Here is an 18,300-nt window from a genome sequence, read left to right as displayed (position 1 = left end):
CGAGAGTGCCTGAGCCATGGAAACCAAAGCCAACTACGTGCTGATCGGCGCGTTCACCCTGATCACCGGCCTGGCCCTGCTGGCCTTCGGCCTGTGGGCCGCCAAGTACTCTTCCGACCGCACCTGGCAGGAATACCGCGTGGTGTTCCGCGAAGCGGTGACCGGCCTGTCGGTGGGCAGCCCGGTGCAGTACAACGGCATCGCGGTGGGCTCGATCACCGAACTGAACCTGGTACCGGACGACCCGCGCCAGGTGGTCGCGCGCATCCGCCTGAACTCCAACACGCCGGTCAAGACCGATACCCGCGCCAAGCTGGCGATCACCAGCCTGACCGGCCCGTCGATCATCCAGCTCAGCGGTGGCACGCCGCAGTCGCCGGCGCTGACCACGGTCAACAAGGACCCGGCGCCGATCATCCCGACCACGCCGTCGGCGTTGCAGAACATCACCGACGTCGCCAACCGCATCGTCGAGCGCATGGACCAGATTCTCAGCGACCGCAACGTGGCTTCGATCAACGCGACACTGGCCAACCTGGAAACCATCAGCGGTGGTCTGGCCGACCGTGACCAGGGCACGCAGGCGCTGCTGCTCAGCGCGCGCGACGCCGCGCGCAGCCTGGACACCACGCTGAAGACCACCAACGGCACCATCGAGCGCCTGGACAAGAACCTGGTGCAGCAGCTGCCGGGCATCATCGACAAGCTCGACGGCACTCTGGCCAAGCTTGATTCGGCCGCAGGCAACGCCGATTCGATCCTTGGCGAGAACCGCGCTGCCATCAACAGCTTCGCCAACGATGGCCTCGGCCAGCTCGGCCCGACGCTGACCGAACTGCGCGGCCTGATCCGCGACCTGCGCCGGGTCAGCGACCGCCTCGAGAACAACCCCGCGCGCTACCTGCTGGGCCGCGACGCACCGAAGGAGTTCGAACCCAAATGAGCCCGACCACCCTTCCGCGCCTGCTGCTGGCCGCTTCGATGGTCACCCTGCTGGGCGGCTGCTCCATCCTTGGCAGCAGCGAGAAAACCGCAGTGACGCTGTACTCGCCGTCCGTGCAGGTCAAGGCGGACCCGGCGTGGCCACAGGCCAGCTGGCAGCTGGTACTGGCCAAACCCAGCGCCGCGCGCATGGTCGACAGCCCGCGCATCAACGTGCGGCCGACGCCATCGCAGCTGGAGATCTACAAGGGCGCCAGCTGGGCGCAGCCGGCCACCGACATGATCGAGGACACCCTGCTGCGCGGCTTCGAGGATTCCGGCCGCATCCGCGGCGTGGCCCGCAGCACCGCCGGCATCCGCGCCGACTACAAGCTGTCCACCGACGTGCGCCGCTTCGAATCGGATTACCAGGGACAGGCCACGCCGACAGTGGTGATCGAGGTCAACGCCAAGCTGATCCACGTGGCCGACCAGCGCGTGGTCGCCGACCGCACCTTCCGCCAGGCGCAGCCGGTCGGCAGCACCGACGTACCGGCGGTGACCGCCGCGTTCGAGCGTGGGCTGCAGCAGCTGGCGCAGGACGTGGTGGGCTGGACGCTGGTGAGCGGGCAGGCCGACCAGCCGACCGTCGCGCGCTGATCGATCAGCGCGGCGTGATCCAGCGGAACGTCAGGTTGATCCGCTCCCCCTGCACGCGTGCCATCTTCGGCAGCGCGTGCTGATAGAACTGTTGGGTCTGACCGGCCATCACCAGCAGATCGCCATGGCCGAGCAGATACTCGGCCTTCCGCGCCGGGTCATCGCGCCGGCGCAGCAGGAAGCGCCGCGCCGCGCCCAGGCTCAGCGAAGCAATCACCGGGGCCGGCCCCAGCTCCGGCTCGTCATCGCTGTGCCAGCCCATGTAATCACCGCCGCCGCGATAGCGGTTCAGCAGCACGCTGTTGAAGCGGCCGAGGCCCTCCACCTGCAGGCGATCACGCATGGCCTGCAACGCGGGTGGCCAGAAGTGCGGCACGAATTCAGCCCCCGAATAGCGGTAGCGCGCCTGCGGATCGCCGATCCAGCAGCTCAGCCGCGGCGAATCCACCCAGTTGCCGAACATGCGGATGCGGTGGACTTCCCAGGGGACTTCGGCCTGCAGCACGGACAGGAGCCGGTCGGCATCGGTCGCGGCCAGCCAGCCCGGCAGGTGCTGGACATCGGCATCGGGCAGGTCGTGAGGGAACAGCATGGCGCCATGTCTTCAGATGAAATCAGCTCCAGCTTGCCCGATTTGCCCGGTTCAGTCACAGACGGGACAATGCTCCATCTCGACCTATCCTTCCAATTCAACTGATGCCGCGCCTTAAACCCAGCCAGTCCAGCTCTGCATCTGACCAACGGAGTGAACGGTGAAGCTCCGTCGTTACCTTGATGCAATCCAACGCTCGGTTCAGCGCCACGGAGGCGGATTGCCGGGGCTCTGGTCGGTGGTCCGTCGCGCACTGAAGATTGCACGTGTCATGGGTATCGGTGGACTGCTGCGCCGCGTGCGCACTTCCGGCGCAACTCATCACCCGAGTACTCCACCAGTATGCGACACACCATTGCCAGCACCAGTCCCACTGGAGCTGATTTCATTGAAGGTCGGAGTGATGGCGCATGTCTTCTATCCGGACCTGATTGAAGAGCTGGCCTCGTCGCTGGAACAGATGCCAGTTCCCTATCGGCTTATGGTCTCGGTGGTGGATGACGTCGCTGCAGAGCAGGTTCGTGCACGGTTTGGGCAGCTTCCCAAGCTGATCGACCTGCAGGTAGCGAAGGTAGCCAACCGTGGCCGCGACATCGCGCCACTGATGCTCGCATTTGAAACCAGCATCCGTGAGCTGGACGTGGTGGGCCACGTACACACCAAGAAATCGCTTTACACCGGTAGCACCCAGGAACAGTGGCGACGCTATCTACTGGCATCGCTGTTTGGTGACCACGATCGCCTGGCTTGGTTGCTTGGCGTGCTGCAGGCGGCCCCGGATTTGGGGCTGGTCTATCCGGAAACCCATGCGTCACTACCGCCATGGGCACATACTTGGCTTTCCAACGCTTCAATAGGTCACGCTTTGTGCGCCCGCCTGGGTCTGGGGTGGGACGGCACCGGCTACTTCGATTACCCCGCCGGCTCGATGTTCTGGGCGCGAGTGGATGCCCTGCGGCCACTGTTCGAGCTGAGACTTTCGTTGGATGAGTTTCCCGCAGAGCAGGGCCAGATCGATGGCACTCTGCAGCATGCGATCGAACGTCTTTTCGCATTGATCGCTCGCGATCGTGGCTATCGAATCGGCGTACTGCCGGCCGATGGCAGTCGCCACATGGCCACCGAAGGTGAGCGAAATGCCGGTGCTGCCTTCAGGTATCCGCTGGCAGAGCAACTACGGATGGCGGGCATCGAAGCCAGGGTGGTGACGCTGGATGTATTCGACACCATGGTTCTGCGCCCCTTCACGACGCCAAATGGCGCGCGCCAACTGCTGGCACTTCGTGCTGAACGCATATCGGGATTGACTGCGTTCGCCGAGATTCGGGAGGACGCGGAAATCGCAGAACGGCAACGTCTGGGCCGCGATCCGGAACTGGCCGAAATCTACCAGCAGGTGGGACGCATCGGGCACCTTGACGGCGCCATGGCCCAGCGTCTGCTGGCACTGGAAGTGCAGACAGAGCAGGAGCTGTTGCGCCCGCGCCAGGGGCTTCTGGAAGCACTACCGACGTTGGCCGGAAAACGGCTGATCGCTCTGTCGGACATGTACCTGCCCGCAGCTGTACTGCGCAGCATACTGCCACCACCAGTGGAAGCCGTTACCGACACCTGGTGGATCTCCTGCGAAACCGGGCACCGTAAGGATGCCGACGACAGCTGGGCGCGATGGGCGGAGCAGTTGGCAATATCTCCGGATCATTGGCTGCATGTGGGCGACAATGAACATTCTGATGTCCAGCTGCCGCAACGTGCCGGCCTGATCAATCCGGTCCACGTGCTACGTCCCGGCGCACTGTTCGACATGGTCCCCGCTCTGCGCACCTTGCGCCATCGTTCAGCAGCGCAGGCACCTTGGCCTGAGCAGCTATGGCGTGGGTTGCTGGCCAATCGTTTGACGTACATAGCCGACACCGCCCCACATCGCGTGTACCCGACGCCACAACTTGCAGCGGAAGACACGGGCTACTGCGTGTTGGGTCCCATCCTGCTTGATTTCCTGTTGACAACCGCCACTGCCGCCCAACGGCGGGGTATCGGTTCAATCCTGCTGCTCGCTCGAGAAGGCCATCTGCTGGAGCAGGCTTGGACGCTGTTGGCCAAGGTCCATTCCGGAATGCGAGCACTGCGCACAGAGTATTTTCTTGCATCGCGGCGCTCCACGGCCTTGCCGGCACTGGCAGCGGATGCAGATCTATCTGCCGTACTGGCCGGTAGCTTCAACGGCAACATGCGGCAACTTCTTGTGGCACGCCTTGGCACGCAGGCCATGGACGTGATTGCCCAAGTTGACTCTACGCTGCTGGAGCGCGACGTCTTTTTGCCTGAAATGGCAGACACGGTCTCGCTGTGGCTGCAACCTGCACTTCCCTCCCTCCTTGAGCTGGCCGAGCAGAGCCGACAGATCTGGCAAGCGCGCCTGTCAGAGGCCACTGGCGGCGAACCAGCCATGGTCGTCGATCTGGGTTATGCAGGAACCATCCAGCGCAATCTGATCCGCCTTAGCGGCGAACCGATTGGCGGCCAGTACTTCGCCTTGCGGGAAACGGCCAAGCAGCTGGACGGATTGGGCTGGGCTGAAGCGCGCTACTTCGACGGCCGCCAGGATCCCTCAGGCTCATCCTTGATCCTTCAGCACGACCTCTTGCTGGAAGCACTGCTAAGTGCCCCGCACGGTCAGTTCAACGGCTACTTCCGCGACATGAGTGGAGTGGTGCACGGCGAGTTCGGCGAACAGACCTTGGGGGAGCGTGGACTGGAAGCTCTCGCCGCAGTGCAGACTGGCGCGCTCGCATTCATCAGTGATGTCTGCTCGGCGGTCGGCACGGACGTTGTCAGCATCACGCTCGATGAACGGAGTGTGCTGGAACCACTGCGCCTGCTTGCCGAGGGAAGCTGGCAGGCAGGCACCTGGCTGCAGGATTTGGCCACCGAAGACGACTTCAGTGGCCGTGGCAATGTAGCCGTGAGCAGGCCTTACTGACGGAACGCGACGCCGGTCTTTTCCTTCAGTTCTTCATCGCTGACACCCGGCGCGGCTTCCACCAGCAGCAGGCCCTTGTCAGTCACGTCGAACACGGCCAGATCGGTGATGATGCGGTCGACCACGCCCACACCGGTCAGCGGCAGCGTGCATTCGGTCAGGATCTTGTGCTCGCCGTTCTTGGCGGTGTGCTCCATCAGCACCACCACGCGCTGCACGCCGGCCACCAGATCCATCGCGCCGCCCATGCCCTTGACCATCTTGCCGGGCACCATCCAGTTGGCCAGGTCGCCCTTATGGGTGACCTGCATGGCGCCGAGGATGGCCAGGTTGACGTGGCCGCCGCGGATCATCGCGAAGCTGTCGTGGCTGCCGAAGTAGCTGGCACCGGCACGTGCGGTGACGGTCTGCTTGCCGGCGTTGATCAGGTCGGCGTCCACTTCGGCATCGGTCGGGAACGGGCCGATACCGAGCAGGCCGTTCTCCGACTGCAGCCACACATCCACGCCTTCGGGAATATGGTTGGCGACCAGGGTCGGCAGGCCGATGCCCAGGTTCACGTAGGCGCCATCAGTCAGTTCGCGGGCGGCGCGTGCCGCCATCTCATCGCGGGTCCACGCCATGTCAGTTGCCCTCCGCGCGGATGGTGCGCTGTTCGATACGCTTTTCTGGATGCGGGTTGTGCACGATGCGGTGCACGTAGATGCCCGGCAGGTGCACCAGGTCCGGATCGATGGCGCCGACCGGCACCACCTCTTCCACTTCCACGATGCAAACCTTGCCGGCCATCGCGCAGGCCGGGTTGAAGTTGCGCGCGGTCTTGCGGAACACCAGGTTGCCTGCTTCGTCGGCCTTCCACGCCTTGACCAGCGCGACATCGGCACGCAGCGCGGTCTCCATCACGTAGTGCTTGCCGTCGAACTCGCGGGTTTCCTTGCCCTCGGCCACCACGGTGCCGTAGCCGGTGGCAGTGAAGAACGCCGGGATGCCCGCGCCGCCGGCACGCAGGCGCTCGGCCAGGGTGCCCTGCGGGTTGAATTCCAGCTCCAGCTCGCCGGCCAGAAACTGGCGCTCGAATTCCTTGTTCTCGCCCACGTAGGACGAAATCATCTTCTTGATCTGCCGGGTTTCCAGCAGCTGGCCCAGGCCGAAACCATCGACGCCGGCATTGTTGGAGATCACGGTCAGGCCCTTGGCGCCACTGTCACGCAGCGCGGCGATCAGGGCCTCGGGAATGCCACACAGGCCGAAGCCGCCCACGGCCAGCGTCTGGCCATCGGCGACCACCCCTTGCAGGGCCTCCGCCGCACTGGCGAAGCGCTTGCCGCGCTTGCCGGTGGAAGTCGATTGCTGCATTGCTGTACTACCCTGCACGTTGAGGATGACCGCATTCTAGCTGGAGGGCGGCGAAGGGCCTGGATGCGCCGCAGCATTGACGGAGCACCAGGCGGGCATTGGGTAGAATGGGCGATTCCACGCAGAAGGGTGCTTCAGCGCCTACGCCCCTCAATCTACGATGACGCCGACCTTCACAGACGAAGACCTGTTCCGCTGGATCGACGAATGGACACTGCAGAAGAGCGAGCAGTGCCTGGGTGGCGTGCGCAACCGGCAACTTCGCGATGGCCTGCTGACGGCCGAGGTACAGGGTTCGGCCAGGCATCCCTACTACGTGGAGATCGATCTGACGGCCAGTACGCGCACCGCGCGCAGCCGCCTGCAGAGTGCCTGTTCCTGCCCCGTCGGCCGCACCTGCAAGCATGTGGCGGCGGTGCTGGTCTCGTACATGCTGGATTCGCTTGCCATGGACGACGAGAGCCCCCTGACCGAACAGGACCTGACGCAACCGCCGCGTCCTGAACTGCTGGCAGAGCTTTCGCGTTGGCAGAGCGCGCGGATCCGGCCGGCCCAGCCACGCCGGAACGGTGTCATCTTCGAACTGTCCACCTACAACCACCACCCCGCCGTGCTGGTCCGGCGCGTCAAGTACGGGGCCGATGGTGCGATCAGCACGGGCAAGTGGATGGATATCACCGCGGACCTGCTGCTGGATCCTCCGGCCTATCTCACGCCGACTGATCTGGCGGTGATGATCCAGCTACGCACCCAGCGGCAGCCCGCGACGAAGGACGAATGGATCGACTTCGCGGCCACCCTGCAGTTGATCGTCTCCAGCGGCCATGGCTGGGTCTCCTGCGGTACGCACGGCGACGTGCCGGCCCGGTCAGGAGCTCCACGCCGCGGCGAACTGGGCTGGACCGTTGGCATGACGCAGGGCGCGACGCTGCTGGAACCCACGTTGAGCGTGGAGGGCGGCGCCAGAGGCGTGGTCCTGGGCCGGAGTGCGTGCTATCTGGACCCGGTCACCGGCGAGGTCGGTCCGCTGCTGCTGGATGTCAGGGCCGAGGACGCCGACGCCTTCCTGAGCCTGCCCAATCTGTTACCCAACGAAGAAGCGGTGGTCGCACAGATGCTGCAACAGATCGACCCTGCCCTGCCGCGCCCCGGTGCAAGCGACACACTGCCCACCCTGCAGATCAGCGCGATGATCCCCGTGCTGCGCCTGCATACGATTGAGTTCCGGCCGGCGTGGCTCGGCCGCCGCGACCCGTCGCAATGGGCCGATATCGCGACCGTGGCCTTCGAGTACGACGAGCACGTGCGGTTCCTGGATGATCCGAGCCTGTTCGCACTCGATCCGGAGGGCCAGCTCGCCCTGCTGCCCCGTGACCTGGCTGAGGAATCACGGCGCGAGGCCCAGCTGCGCACGGTGGGACTGTATCGCGACACGGACCCGCGGGCGCCATTGGACGGCGCTGGCCCGCAGTTCCAGCTGCGCACCCATGACTGGACACGGTTCCTGCTGGATGACGTGCCGCGCCTGGAAGCCTTGGGCTGGAAGGTGGAGACGGACGACGACTTCCGCCATCGCATCACCCGGGTGGATGAGATCGACCTGGACATCCAGGCGGACCCGGCGGATGCGGGCTGGTTCAACCTGGGTCTGGACATCCAGGTGGAAGGCCGCAACGTATCGATGGTTCCGCTGCTGCAGCAGGTGCTGCAGTCCGATCCCCGCTGGATGCGTGGCCAGCTGGACGCCATCGGCGACGACGAGAACGTCCTGTTGATGGCAGGCGACAACACCCGCCTGGCACTGCGGGCCGCGCGACTGAAGCCGATCATGGCCCTGTTGGCGGACCTGTTCGCCCAGCGTGGCGCGCCGCTGCGCTTGTCAGCGCTTGACCGTGGCCGCCTGCAGGCACTGCAGGACACGGCGCGCCTGCAGTTCCGGGGCCGCAAGGATACCCAGGCGCTGGTGCAGCGGCTGATGCAGGCACCCGCACTTGGCGAAGTGCCGCCACCAGCGGGGCTGGTGGCAACGCTGCGTCCCTACCAGCTGGAGGGCCTGTCGTGGCTGCAGTACCTGCGCCAGCAGGGGCTGGGCGGGGTGCTGGCCGATGACATGGGGCTGGGCAAGACCCTGCAGACACTGGCGCATCTGCTGGTCGAAAAGGAAAGTGGCCGCCTGGACCGGCCGGCGCTGCTGGTGGTGCCGACCTCGCTGCTGCACAACTGGCAGAGCGAAGCGGCACGCTTCACCCCGGGCCTGCGCGTACTGACCCTGCACGGACCGGCACGTGAGGTGCTGTTCGAGGCGATCCCCGAGCACGATCTTGTACTGACCACGTATCCCCTGCTTTGGCGCGACGAGCAGGCGCTGCAGGCACATGCCTACCATCTGCTGATCCTGGACGAGGCCCAGCAGGTGAAGAATCCGAAATCGCGTGCGGCCGTCACCCTGCGCACGCTGCAGGCCCGCCATCGCCTGTGCCTGACCGGTACGCCGCTGGAAAACCATCTGGGCGAACTGTGGACGCAGTTCGACTTCCTGCTGCCCGGCCTGCTCGGCAGCGAAAAACAGTTCAACCAGCATTGGCGCCACCCGATCGAGCGCGGCAGCGATCACCGCCGAGCCCAGCTGCTGGCGCAGCGGCTGCGCCCCTTCATCCTGCGCCGGCGCAAGGATCAGGTCGCGTCAGAGCTTCCGCCCAAGACCCTCATTACCCGCGCGGTGGAGATGGAGGGTGGCCAGCGTGATCTCTATGAAACCGTGCGTGCCGCGATGGAAAAGCAGGTGCGCGAAGCCATCAGCGGCAGCGGGCTGGCGCGCAGCCATATCGTGGTGCTGGATGCCTTGCTGAAGCTGCGCCAGGTCTGCTGCGATCCGCGCCTGCTGCCGGGCGATGCTCCTGCACGCAATGCCGGCTCGGCCAAGCTGGAGCTGCTGCGCGACATGCTGCCGTCGATGGTCGAGGAAGGCCGGCGGATCCTGGTGTTCTCGCAGTTCACCGGCATGCTGGCGCTGATCGCGCAGGCGCTGGAGGAACTCGGGCTGGCCTATGTGACGCTGACCGGCGATACCCAGGACCGGGCCACACCGGTGCAGCGCTTCATGCAGGGCGAGGTACCCGTGTTCCTGATCAGCCTGAAGGCCGGTGGCGTCGGGTTGAACCTGACTGCTGCAGACACCGTCATCCACTTCGATCCCTGGTGGAACCCGGCGGCCGAAAACCAGGCCAGTGACCGCGCCCACCGCATCGGCCAGCAGCAGCCGGTGTTCGTCTACCGGCTGATCGCCGCAGGCAGCATCGAAGAACGGATTGCCGAGCTGCAGGAACGCAAGGCCCTGCTGGCGGAATCGATTCTGGAAGGTGGCGGCAGCACGGGTCCACGCTTCAGTGAGGAAGACGTCCAGGCGCTGCTGGCGCCGTTGCCGGGCCTGCCGGCCAAGCGCACCCGCCGGCCAGGCCGACGATCGCCGCAGGCCTGATCCGTGGCGCCAGTCAGGTGGCGTTCTCCGATGGAAACGATTCCCAAACGGGACTGGGACTACAATTGAGGGCTGAGCTCACAAAGGATCTGATCGATGCCCCTGCCCGCCTTCAAGGCCTACGATATCCGCGGCCGCGTGCCGGAAGAACTGAACGAAGACCTGGCGCGCCGCATCGGCGTCGCCCTGGCTGCGCAGCTCGCTCCCGGCCCGGTGGTCCTCGGCCACGATGTGCGCCTGACCAGCCCGGCGCTGCAGGATGCACTGGCCGCAGGCCTGCGTGGTACCGGTCGTGAGGTGATCGACATCGGTCTGTGCGGTACCGAAGAGGTCTACTTCCAGACCGATCACCTCGGCGCAGCCGGCGGTGTGATGGTGACCGCCAGCCACAACCCGATGGACTACAACGGGATGAAGCTGGTCAAGGAGAACGCCCGCCCGATCAGCTCCGATACCGGCCTGTTCGCGATCTCCGATGCGGTCGCCGTCGATACGTCCGAGGCCCAGCCGCCACGCGCCGGGCAGACCGCCCAGCATGACAAGAGCGCCTATATCCAGCATCTGCTGAGCTACGTCGACGCCGCCAAGCTCAAGCCGCTGAAGCTGGTGGTCAATGCCGGCAACGGTGGTGCGGGCGCCATCGTCGACCTGCTGGCACCGCACCTGCCGTTCGAGTTCATCCGCATCTGCCACGAACCTGATGGCAGCTTCCCCAACGGCATTCCCAACCCGCTGCTGCCGGAAAACCGCGCCGCCACCGCCAATGCGGTGCGCGAACACGGCGCCGACTTCGGCATTGCCTGGGACGGTGACTTCGACCGCTGCTTCTTCTTCGACCATACCGGCCGCTTCATCGAGGGCTACTATCTGGTCGGCCTGCTGGCCAAGGCCATCCTGGCACGCAATCCCGGTGGCAAGATCGTGCACGACCCGCGGCTGGTCTGGAACACCGTGGAAATGGTTGAACAGGCAGGCGGCGTGCCGGTGCTGTGCAAGAGCGGTCACGCTTTCATCAAGGAAAAGATGCGCGCCGAAGATGCGGTGTACGGCGGCGAGATGAGCGCCCACCACTACTTCCGCGAATTCGCCTATGCCGACTCCGGCATGATCCCGTGGCTGCTGATCGCGCAGCTGATCTCCGAGAGCGGCCGCTCGCTGGCCGACTGGGTCGAAGACCGCATGGCGGCCTATCCCTGCAGCGGCGAGATCAACTTCAAGGTGGCCGATGCCAAGGCCGCCGTGGCCCGCGTGATGGAGCACTTCGCCGCGCGGTCGCCCGCGCTGGACCACACCGATGGCATCAGCGCCGATTTCGGCGACTGGCGCTTCAACCTGCGCAGTTCCAACACCGAGCCGCTGCTGCGCCTGAACGTTGAAGCCCGCGGCGACGCAGCGCTGATGCAGGCGCGCACCGACGAAATCTCCCGCCTTATCCAGCAGTAATCAAGGAAGATCATGAGCAACATCCAGCCCGTCATCCTGTCCGGTGGTTCCGGCACCCGCCTGTGGCCACTGTCGCGCGAGGCGTATCCGAAGCAGTTCCTGCCGCTGGCAGGCGAACTGACGATGCTGCAGGCCACCTGGCAGCGCGTCGCGCCCATCGCCACCCACGGCCCGTTGGTGATCGCCAACGAAGAGCACCGCTTCGTCGCTGCCGAGCAACTGCAGCAGGTCGGCGCCGAGCCGGCTGCCATCATCCTGGAACCGGTTGGCCGCAATACGGCGCCGGCGATCGCGGTCGCAGCCCTGGAGGCCACCCGCGACGGCGCCGATGCACTGCTGCTGGTGCTGCCCTCGGACCATGTAATCACCGATGAGGCTGCGTTCCGTGCAGTCGTGCAGGCTGCAGCCAGCGCTGCCGAGGCCGGCAAGCTGGTGACCTTCGGCATCGTGCCGACCGGTCCGGAAACCGGCTACGGCTATATCAAGGCCGCCAATGGGCAGGGCCTGCGTGCCGTCGAGCGTTTCGTCGAAAAGCCCGACCTGGACACCGCCACCGGCTATGTGGCCAGCGGCCAGTACTACTGGAACAGCGGCATGTTCCTGTTCAAGGCCTCGCGCTACCTGCAGGAACTGGAGCGCTTCCAGCCCGACATGCTGGCCAGCAGCCGCCAGGCCTGGCAGCAGGCCCGTCGCGATTCGGATTTCACCCGCCTCGACAAGGAGGCGTTCGCCACCGTTCCCTCCGATTCCATCGACTATGCCGTGATGGAAAAAACCGAAGACGCCGTGGTGATTCCGTTGGACGCCGGCTGGAACGACGTCGGTTCGTGGACCGCACTGCGCGATGTCTCGCATCAGGATGGCGATGGCAATGCGCACCAGGGCGACGTGATCGCGATCGACTGCCGCAACACCTATGCCTATGCACAGCGCTTGGTGGCACTGGTCGGCCTGGATGACGTGATCGTGGTCGAGACCGACGACGCGGTGCTGGTCGGCAAGGCCGACCGCATGCAGGAGGTCAAGACCGTGGTGGCGCAGCTGAAGGCCGACGGTCGCAGCGAGGCCACCTGGCATCGCAAGGTCTACCGCCCGTGGGGCGCCTACGATTCGATCGACAACGGCGAGCGTTTCCAGGTCAAGCGCATCACCGTCAAGCCCGGCGGTACGCTCAGCCTGCAGATGCATCACCATCGCGCCGAGCACTGGATCGTGGTCAGCGGCACCGCCGAGGTGACCCGCGGCGACGAGGTGATCCTGCTCAGCGAGAACCAGAGCACTTACATCCCGCTGGGCGTGACCCATCGCCTGCGCAACCCGGGCAAGCTGCCGCTGGAGCTGATCGAGGTGCAGTCCGGCAGTTACCTTGGCGAAGATGACATCGTGCGCTTCGAGGATACCTACGGGCGGACCGAGAGCTGAGTTGGGGGCCGACTGGCAGTCTGCCTGGTCCGGTCCGACGAACGGGCAGCTGAGTCATGTCACGCCTGCTCGCGCCTATACTTGCCCGACTGAAGCAATGTGGGACTACAGTGAACAGGCTACCCGCTCTAGCAGCCCAGGCCCGCGCGCGCCTGCTGAAGATGCACTTCCAGACCCGGTCTGGCCATGTGGGTGGCAACCTTTCCTGCCTGGATGCACTGATCGCCCTGCATCACGACGTGATGCAGGAGGATGACCGCTTCGTTCTTTCCAAAGGCCATTCCGCAGGCGCGCTGTACGTCACACTCTGGAGCTTGGGGCGCCTGAGCGACGCGGATCTGGAAACCTTCAGCCAGGACGACAGCCTATTGCCCGGCCACCCCAGCGGCAGTGGCATTCCCGGCCTGATGTTCTCCACAGGATCGCTTGGCCACGGCCCCTCGCTGGCGGCCGGCCTGGCCCTGGCTGCACGTCACCAGGGCTCGAATCGGCGGGTGTACTGCCTATGCTCGGACGGAGAATGGCAGGAAGGCAGCTGCTGGGAGGCACTGTCGTTCGCCGTTCACCATCGCCTGGACAACCTGACCCTGCTGATCGACCAGAACGGTCTGCAAGGGTTCGGCAGTACCCAGGATGTCGTTTCCTGCCCAGATCTGGGTCCCCGCCTGCAGGCTTTCGGTGCCCAGGTGCAGCGCGCGAACGGCCATGATCCCGACACCCTGGCGCAGATCCTCCACCAACCGGCCACCGGTGCGCCCACAGTACTGGTGCTGGATACAGTGAAGGGCCTTGGCACCCACTATGCAGGCCTGCTGGAATCCCACTACCTGCCATTGGCGGAAGCCGAGTATGAGCAGGCGATTACGTTCGGGAGCGACGCAGTACGATGAGAAAGGCCTTCGCCACCGCAGTCATTGCCCACTGCGCAACCCCACAGCATTTCTTCCTCACCGGTGATCTTGGATTCATGGCATTGGAAGAAGTCAAGGACGTGTTCGGCAGCCGTTTCATCAATGCCGGCGTCGCCGAGCAGAACATGATCGGGGTTGCAGCCGGCCTTGCCCGCGAAGGCAACATCGTTTTCGCCTACAGCATCGCCCCCTTCTGCTACGCACGGCCGTTCGAGCAGATCCGCAATGATGTCTGCCTGCCTGGCCTGCCCGTCTGCCTCGTAGGCAATGGCGGTGGGTTCGCCTACGGCCACATGGGTCCGACCCATCATGCCCTGGAGGACTGCGCAGCAATGATGGCGCTGGGCATGGACGTCAAAGTTCCTGCGTTCGACGAGGATCTGCCCGCACTGCTGCAGGACCTGCGCCGCCCCACCTATTTGCGGCTGGGCTATGATGCCCGCCCTGCGGGGCACCAGGCACCGCCCTATGCTGCATGGCGCCAGCTGTTGCATGGAGAACGCGGGGTGCTGGCTGCGCTCGGGCCGATGGCGGGGGTTGCCTGGTCGGCGCTGGCAGAGTTGTCGGTGGCTGACCGGCCCGCGGTGTGGGCAGTGACTGAACCGGATGTACGGCAGCTGCCGAAGACCGTGGTCGACCAGCTGCGTGGCGGCCCACTGTACGTGGTCGAAGAGCATGTGCGCGAAGGAGGTCTCGGCATGTCGCTGGCCGCTGCCGTGCTGACTGCCGGCCATGCTGTCGGCCCGTTCATCCACCGCCACGCCCTGCGCTATCCGTCAGGCCGTTTCGGCTCGCAGCAGTTCCATCGCCGCGAGTGCGGCCTTGATGCCGAATCGCTGCATGCGATGGTGAAGGAGCAGACCGCATGAGCCTGGAGCGGATGATCGCCGCCCTGGAGGGGCCGATCCTGGTGATCGGAGCCAGTGGATTCATCGGTGCCAACCTGCTGCGCAACTGCCTCGCACAGCGCAGCGATGTGGTGGGCACTGTGTTCTCCGGAGACTCATGGCGCCTGCAGGGCATACATGCCGCCAACCTGGCATACCTCAACCTCAACGATCCCGCATCGGTCGCGACGTTGCTTCGCAAGGTCGCACCACGAACCATATTCGACTGCTCCTCGTTCGGCGCCTACGCCTTCGAAGATGACGCGCAGCGCATCCACGCCACCAACTACAGCAGTTTCATCAATCTGCTGGAACAAGCCAAGTTACTACCGCTGGTGGCCTATATCCGAGCCGGCTCATCCTCGGAGTATGGGCTCAATGCATCTGGCCCGGCCGAGGATGCGCCCCTGCTGCCCAACAGCCACTATGCGGTGAGCAAGGCGGCCTGCAGCCAGGCCGTCAGCTACTACGGCAAGGTCCTGCATCAGCCAATCGTCAACCTGCGCCTGTACTCGGTCTATGGCCCATACGAGGACAGCTCACGCCTGATTCCCAATCTCTGCGCACACATCGCACGCGGCGAGCTACCGATGTTTGCACGCCCCGACGTATCGCGCGACTTCATCCATGTCGACGACGTTGTCGCCGCCTTCGTGATGGCAGCCGCCCGGATGTCACCGGCGATCGCCGGCGAGTCCTTCAACATCGGCACAGGGCACTCGACCCGGCTGGACGCGTTGGCAGCCCAGGCAGTCTCCCAGTTCGATCTGGCCGCCACACCAGAGTTCAGCACCTCGGCCGGACGCGCCTGGGACCTCAGCGACTGGTACGCCAACCCGGCAAAAGCAGCCCGCCTACTCGGCTGGCAGGCTCGGATCACCCTCGAGAATGGGCTGCGCCGCAGCGTCGACTGGTGGCGTGAGCAACTGGGCCACAGCACCTTTGGCGAATTGACCAAGAAAGCCCCGCGCCAGGCCGAACGCAATTCCGTATCGGCGGTGATCGCGTGCTACCGGGATGCCCAGGCCATTCCAGTGATGCACCAGCGACTGACCGACGTATTCCAGCGCCTGGGCGTCGACTACGAGATCATCTTCGTCAATGACTGCTCGCCGGACGACTCGGCCGACGTCATCCGGCGCATCAGTGCCGAAGACCCTCATGTCATCGGCATCACCCATTCGCGCAACTTCGGTTCGCAGGCGGCATTCCGCAGCGGCATGGAGTACGCCAGCAAGGCGTCGTGTGTACTGCTGGATGGCGACCTGCAGGACCCGCCCGAGCTGATCGAGGACTTTGTCCGTGAATGGCGTGCGGGCGCTGAAGTGGTCTATGGCAGGCGCGTGAAGCGCGACATGCCGGTGATGCTCGAGGCCTGTTACCGCGCTTTCTACCGCCTGTTCGCGGCGATGAGCGAGGTCCCCATTCCGAAGGATGCCGGCGATTTCTCGCTACTGGACCGCTCTGTGGTGTATTGGATGCTGCAGTGCAAAGAACGCGACGCGTTCCTGCGTGGCCTGCGCGCCTTCGTCGGATTCCGCCAGGTCGGCGTGGACTACGTACGCCCCGACCGGATGTTCGGCACCAGCACCAACAACTGGATCCGCAACATCGGCTGGGCCAAGAAGGGCATATTCTCGTTCTCGCGCATTCCGCTGCACCTCCTGACTGCGTTCGGCGGCATCGCCTGTGCCCTTACGGTGCTGCTTGCCGCGTTCAGTGTTGCCGTGCGCGTGCTACACCCGGAACTGGCACCACGCGGCGTTACATTCGTCGCATTGCTGGTGATGTTCTTCGGCTCGGCCAGCATCCTCGGCATCGGTTTGCTCGGCGAGTACATCGGCAAGATCTTCGAGGAAACCAAGGCGCGCCCTGCCTTCATCCGCCGTAACCTGATCATCCATGGCGAAATCAGAGTGCTTGCCCCCGGAAATGAATCATGAGCACACCTATTGAATTCGATCAGGCGCGGGACCGTCCGTGCCCCGGCTGTGGCGCCCGCGACGCAGTTGCATTCGCCGACGAGAAGCTCGATCCATCACGGGTCAACGACTTCACCTACGCATCGCGCAAGGATCCGGAGTTCATGTGTCTGTGGCTGGTGCGCTGCCTGGGCTGCGACCTAGTGTTCGCTCCGCGCCCGCCCAGCCATGACTTTCTGTCGCAGGCCTATGCGGATGCCGCCTACGATTCCACTCCGGAAGCTGCGGCTGCAGCCGCCAGTTACGCGCATGCCCTGGCGCCGCATCTGCAACAGCTTGCGCACCGGCGCGGCGCAGTTGACGTGGGTGCCGGCAGCGGACCACTACTGCCCTACCTCCGGCAATCCGGCTTCGCTCCCGTCATCGGCGTCGAGCCGTCGCGTGCGGCGATCGACGCCGCACCGGCGGATGTCAGGCCCATGCTGGTCGAAGCCATGTTCGACCCCGATCTTCTTGCCGATCAGTCTATCTCGCTGGTGTGCTCGTTCATGACCCTCGAGCATGTCGCAGAGCCTGGTGACCTGGTCCGTTCGGCACATACCCTGCTGCAACCTGGCGGTAAGCTGGCGGTGGTCGTGCACAATTGGCGGGCCCCGCTGAACCGTCTATTGGGGCTTCGCTCGCCCATCATCGATGTCGAGCACCTGCAGTTGTTCAGCGATCGCGCCGTTGCTGCGCTGCTTGAATCCAACGGATTCCAGCACGTGCGCGTTGATTCGATCCGCAACGCCTATCCGCTGCGCTATTGGGTCCGCCTGACGCCACTGCCCAGCGTCTTGAAGTCACTGCTGCTCACGGGCCTTGAACGCGTCGGCCTGGCCGGGATGATGATCCCGCTCAGAGTCGGCAACATCATGGCTGTTGGCACCAAACCTGTGAGTACCCCTGCATGAAATCCCAACGCCCGCTGGTGAAGAAGAACGTCGCACAGTTCGATGACGACGTCCGCGCGACCGGTTCCTATCGCTATACCACCGATCGTCTGTCCTCCAATCTGGCCAATGCACGCATCAGCAACGCGGTTGCTGCCGCCTTCCCGTTCCAGGGCAAGCGCGTACTGGATCTGGGGTGCGGCGATGGTTCCTATACGCTCGAGTTTCCGGGCATGGGAGCAGCCCACGCACTAGGGGTCGATCCTGCCGCCGTTGCGATCGAGGCCGCGCAGGCGCGCGCAGCCGCGCATGGCCTTGCCTCCCAGGTGGAATTTGCCGTCGGCAACATCTATGACATCAGCGCCGTCCTGGAAGAAGGAAGCTTCGACTGCATCGTGCTACGGGGCGTCCTGCACCACCTGCCGGACCCAGCCGGTGCCATCGCCGGCTTGGCTGGCTTCAAGGGTAGCATCGTGGTGGTGGAGCCGAATGGCCTCAATCCGGTGCTGAAACTACTGGAGCGCTTTTCCCGCTATCACATCGAACACGAAGAGCGCTCGTTCACGCCCTGGGCAATCCGCAACTGGCTGCGCGCCGCCGGCTTCAGCAAGATCAGCACCTCCACCATCAATCTCGTGCCCTTCTTCTGCCCCGACGCAGCCGCGCGTGGCCTGCGGTTACTGGAGCCATTGGTCGAGCAGCTGCCTCTCGCCCGTGACATCGCCTGTGGCCAGAACGTCATGCTGGCGCAGCGATGAGCCATGTGGCACGAAATCATTCCGCCCTCGCGGCC

The 18,300-nt window shown here is 64.8% G+C and carries 14 protein-coding genes; 11 read left to right on the top strand and 3 right to left on the bottom strand.

The window, feature by feature from the left end:
* Positions 1–16 precede the first annotated feature (16 nt).
* Positions 17–943, top strand: coding sequence for an MlaD family protein (locus ACZK3W_RS02615; protein WP_014035909.1), 927 nt, complete (start codon positions 17–19; stop codon positions 941–943).
* On the top strand, positions 940–1,581 hold the full coding sequence (locus ACZK3W_RS02610; RefSeq protein ID WP_125892546.1) for an ABC-type transport auxiliary lipoprotein family protein: 642 nt from the start codon (positions 940–942) through the stop codon (positions 1,579–1,581). The genes ACZK3W_RS02615 and ACZK3W_RS02610 overlap by 4 nt, the downstream gene beginning before the upstream one ends.
* Positions 1,582–1,585: 4 nt before the next feature.
* Here the strand turns inward: ACZK3W_RS02610 and ACZK3W_RS02605 are convergent, their stop codons facing one another.
* A complete protein-coding gene (locus tag ACZK3W_RS02605; protein ID WP_032127995.1) occupies positions 1,586–2,173 on the bottom strand; it encodes an alpha-ketoglutarate-dependent dioxygenase AlkB family protein in 588 nt (195 codons plus the stop codon).
* Positions 2,174–2,333: 160 nt separating this feature from the next.
* On the opposite strand from ACZK3W_RS02605, the gene ACZK3W_RS02600 reads away from it, so the two are divergent.
* The gene (locus ACZK3W_RS02600) at positions 2,334–5,156 is read left to right on the top strand and encodes a rhamnan synthesis F family protein (protein WP_478450406.1); all 2,823 of its coding nucleotides are present in this window, start codon (positions 2,334–2,336) and stop codon (positions 5,154–5,156) included.
* Here the strand turns inward: ACZK3W_RS02600 and ACZK3W_RS02595 are convergent.
* Positions 5,150–5,779: a CoA transferase subunit B gene (locus ACZK3W_RS02595; protein ID WP_049424915.1), complete on the bottom strand. Its 630-nt coding sequence runs from the start codon at positions 5,777–5,779 to the stop codon at positions 5,150–5,152. The two genes, ACZK3W_RS02600 and ACZK3W_RS02595, sit on opposite strands and share 7 nt — an antisense overlap.
* Before the next feature lies 1 nt (position 5,780).
* Positions 5,781–6,512, bottom strand: a complete 732-nt coding sequence (locus tag ACZK3W_RS02590) for a CoA transferase subunit A (protein WP_180837593.1) — start codon at positions 6,510–6,512, stop codon at positions 5,781–5,783.
* 160 nt (positions 6,513–6,672) lie between these two features.
* Between ACZK3W_RS02590 and ACZK3W_RS02585 the strand changes: the two genes are divergently transcribed.
* The 8 genes from ACZK3W_RS02585 (at position 6,673) to ACZK3W_RS02550 (ending at position 18,265) form a co-directional block, all read left to right on the top strand.
* Positions 6,673–9,990 (top strand): DEAD/DEAH box helicase, encoded by a 3,318-nt coding sequence (locus ACZK3W_RS02585; protein WP_478450405.1) that lies wholly within the window; start codon positions 6,673–6,675, stop codon positions 9,988–9,990.
* 96 nt (positions 9,991–10,086) lie between these two features.
* Positions 10,087–11,433: a phosphohexomutase domain-containing protein gene (locus tag ACZK3W_RS02580; protein ID WP_049398412.1), complete on the top strand. Its 1,347-nt coding sequence runs from the start codon at positions 10,087–10,089 to the stop codon at positions 11,431–11,433.
* A gap of 12 nt (positions 11,434–11,445) precedes the next feature.
* Positions 11,446–12,855, top strand: coding sequence for a mannose-1-phosphate guanylyltransferase/mannose-6-phosphate isomerase (locus tag ACZK3W_RS02575; RefSeq protein WP_478450404.1), 1,410 nt, complete (start codon positions 11,446–11,448; stop codon positions 12,853–12,855).
* 56 nt (positions 12,856–12,911) lie between these two features.
* A complete protein-coding gene (locus tag ACZK3W_RS02570) occupies positions 12,912–13,745 on the top strand; it encodes a 1-deoxy-D-xylulose-5-phosphate synthase N-terminal domain-containing protein (protein ID WP_478445415.1) in 834 nt (277 codons plus the stop codon).
* Positions 13,742–14,635, top strand: coding sequence for a transketolase family protein (locus tag ACZK3W_RS02565; RefSeq protein WP_065722727.1), 894 nt, complete (start codon positions 13,742–13,744; stop codon positions 14,633–14,635). Before ACZK3W_RS02570 ends, ACZK3W_RS02565 begins: the two co-directional genes overlap by 4 nt.
* Positions 14,632–16,596 (top strand): NAD-dependent epimerase/dehydratase family protein, encoded by a 1,965-nt coding sequence (locus ACZK3W_RS02560; protein ID WP_478445414.1) that lies wholly within the window; start codon positions 14,632–14,634, stop codon positions 16,594–16,596. Before ACZK3W_RS02565 ends, ACZK3W_RS02560 begins: the two co-directional genes overlap by 4 nt.
* Positions 16,593–17,528, top strand: a complete 936-nt coding sequence (locus tag ACZK3W_RS02555; protein ID WP_065722725.1) for a class I SAM-dependent methyltransferase — start codon at positions 16,593–16,595, stop codon at positions 17,526–17,528. The genes ACZK3W_RS02560 and ACZK3W_RS02555 overlap by 4 nt, the downstream gene beginning before the upstream one ends.
* A 17-nt stretch (positions 17,529–17,545) precedes the next feature.
* Positions 17,546–18,265, top strand: coding sequence for a class I SAM-dependent methyltransferase (locus tag ACZK3W_RS02550; protein ID WP_197737729.1), 720 nt, complete (start codon positions 17,546–17,548; stop codon positions 18,263–18,265).
* Positions 18,266–18,300 lie beyond the last annotated feature (35 nt).

The organism is Stenotrophomonas sp. 80084_Sma (assembly GCF_056481995.1).
Note: the sequence above shows the minus strand (reverse complement) of the source record. Positions and strands in the feature narration are given on the sequence as shown.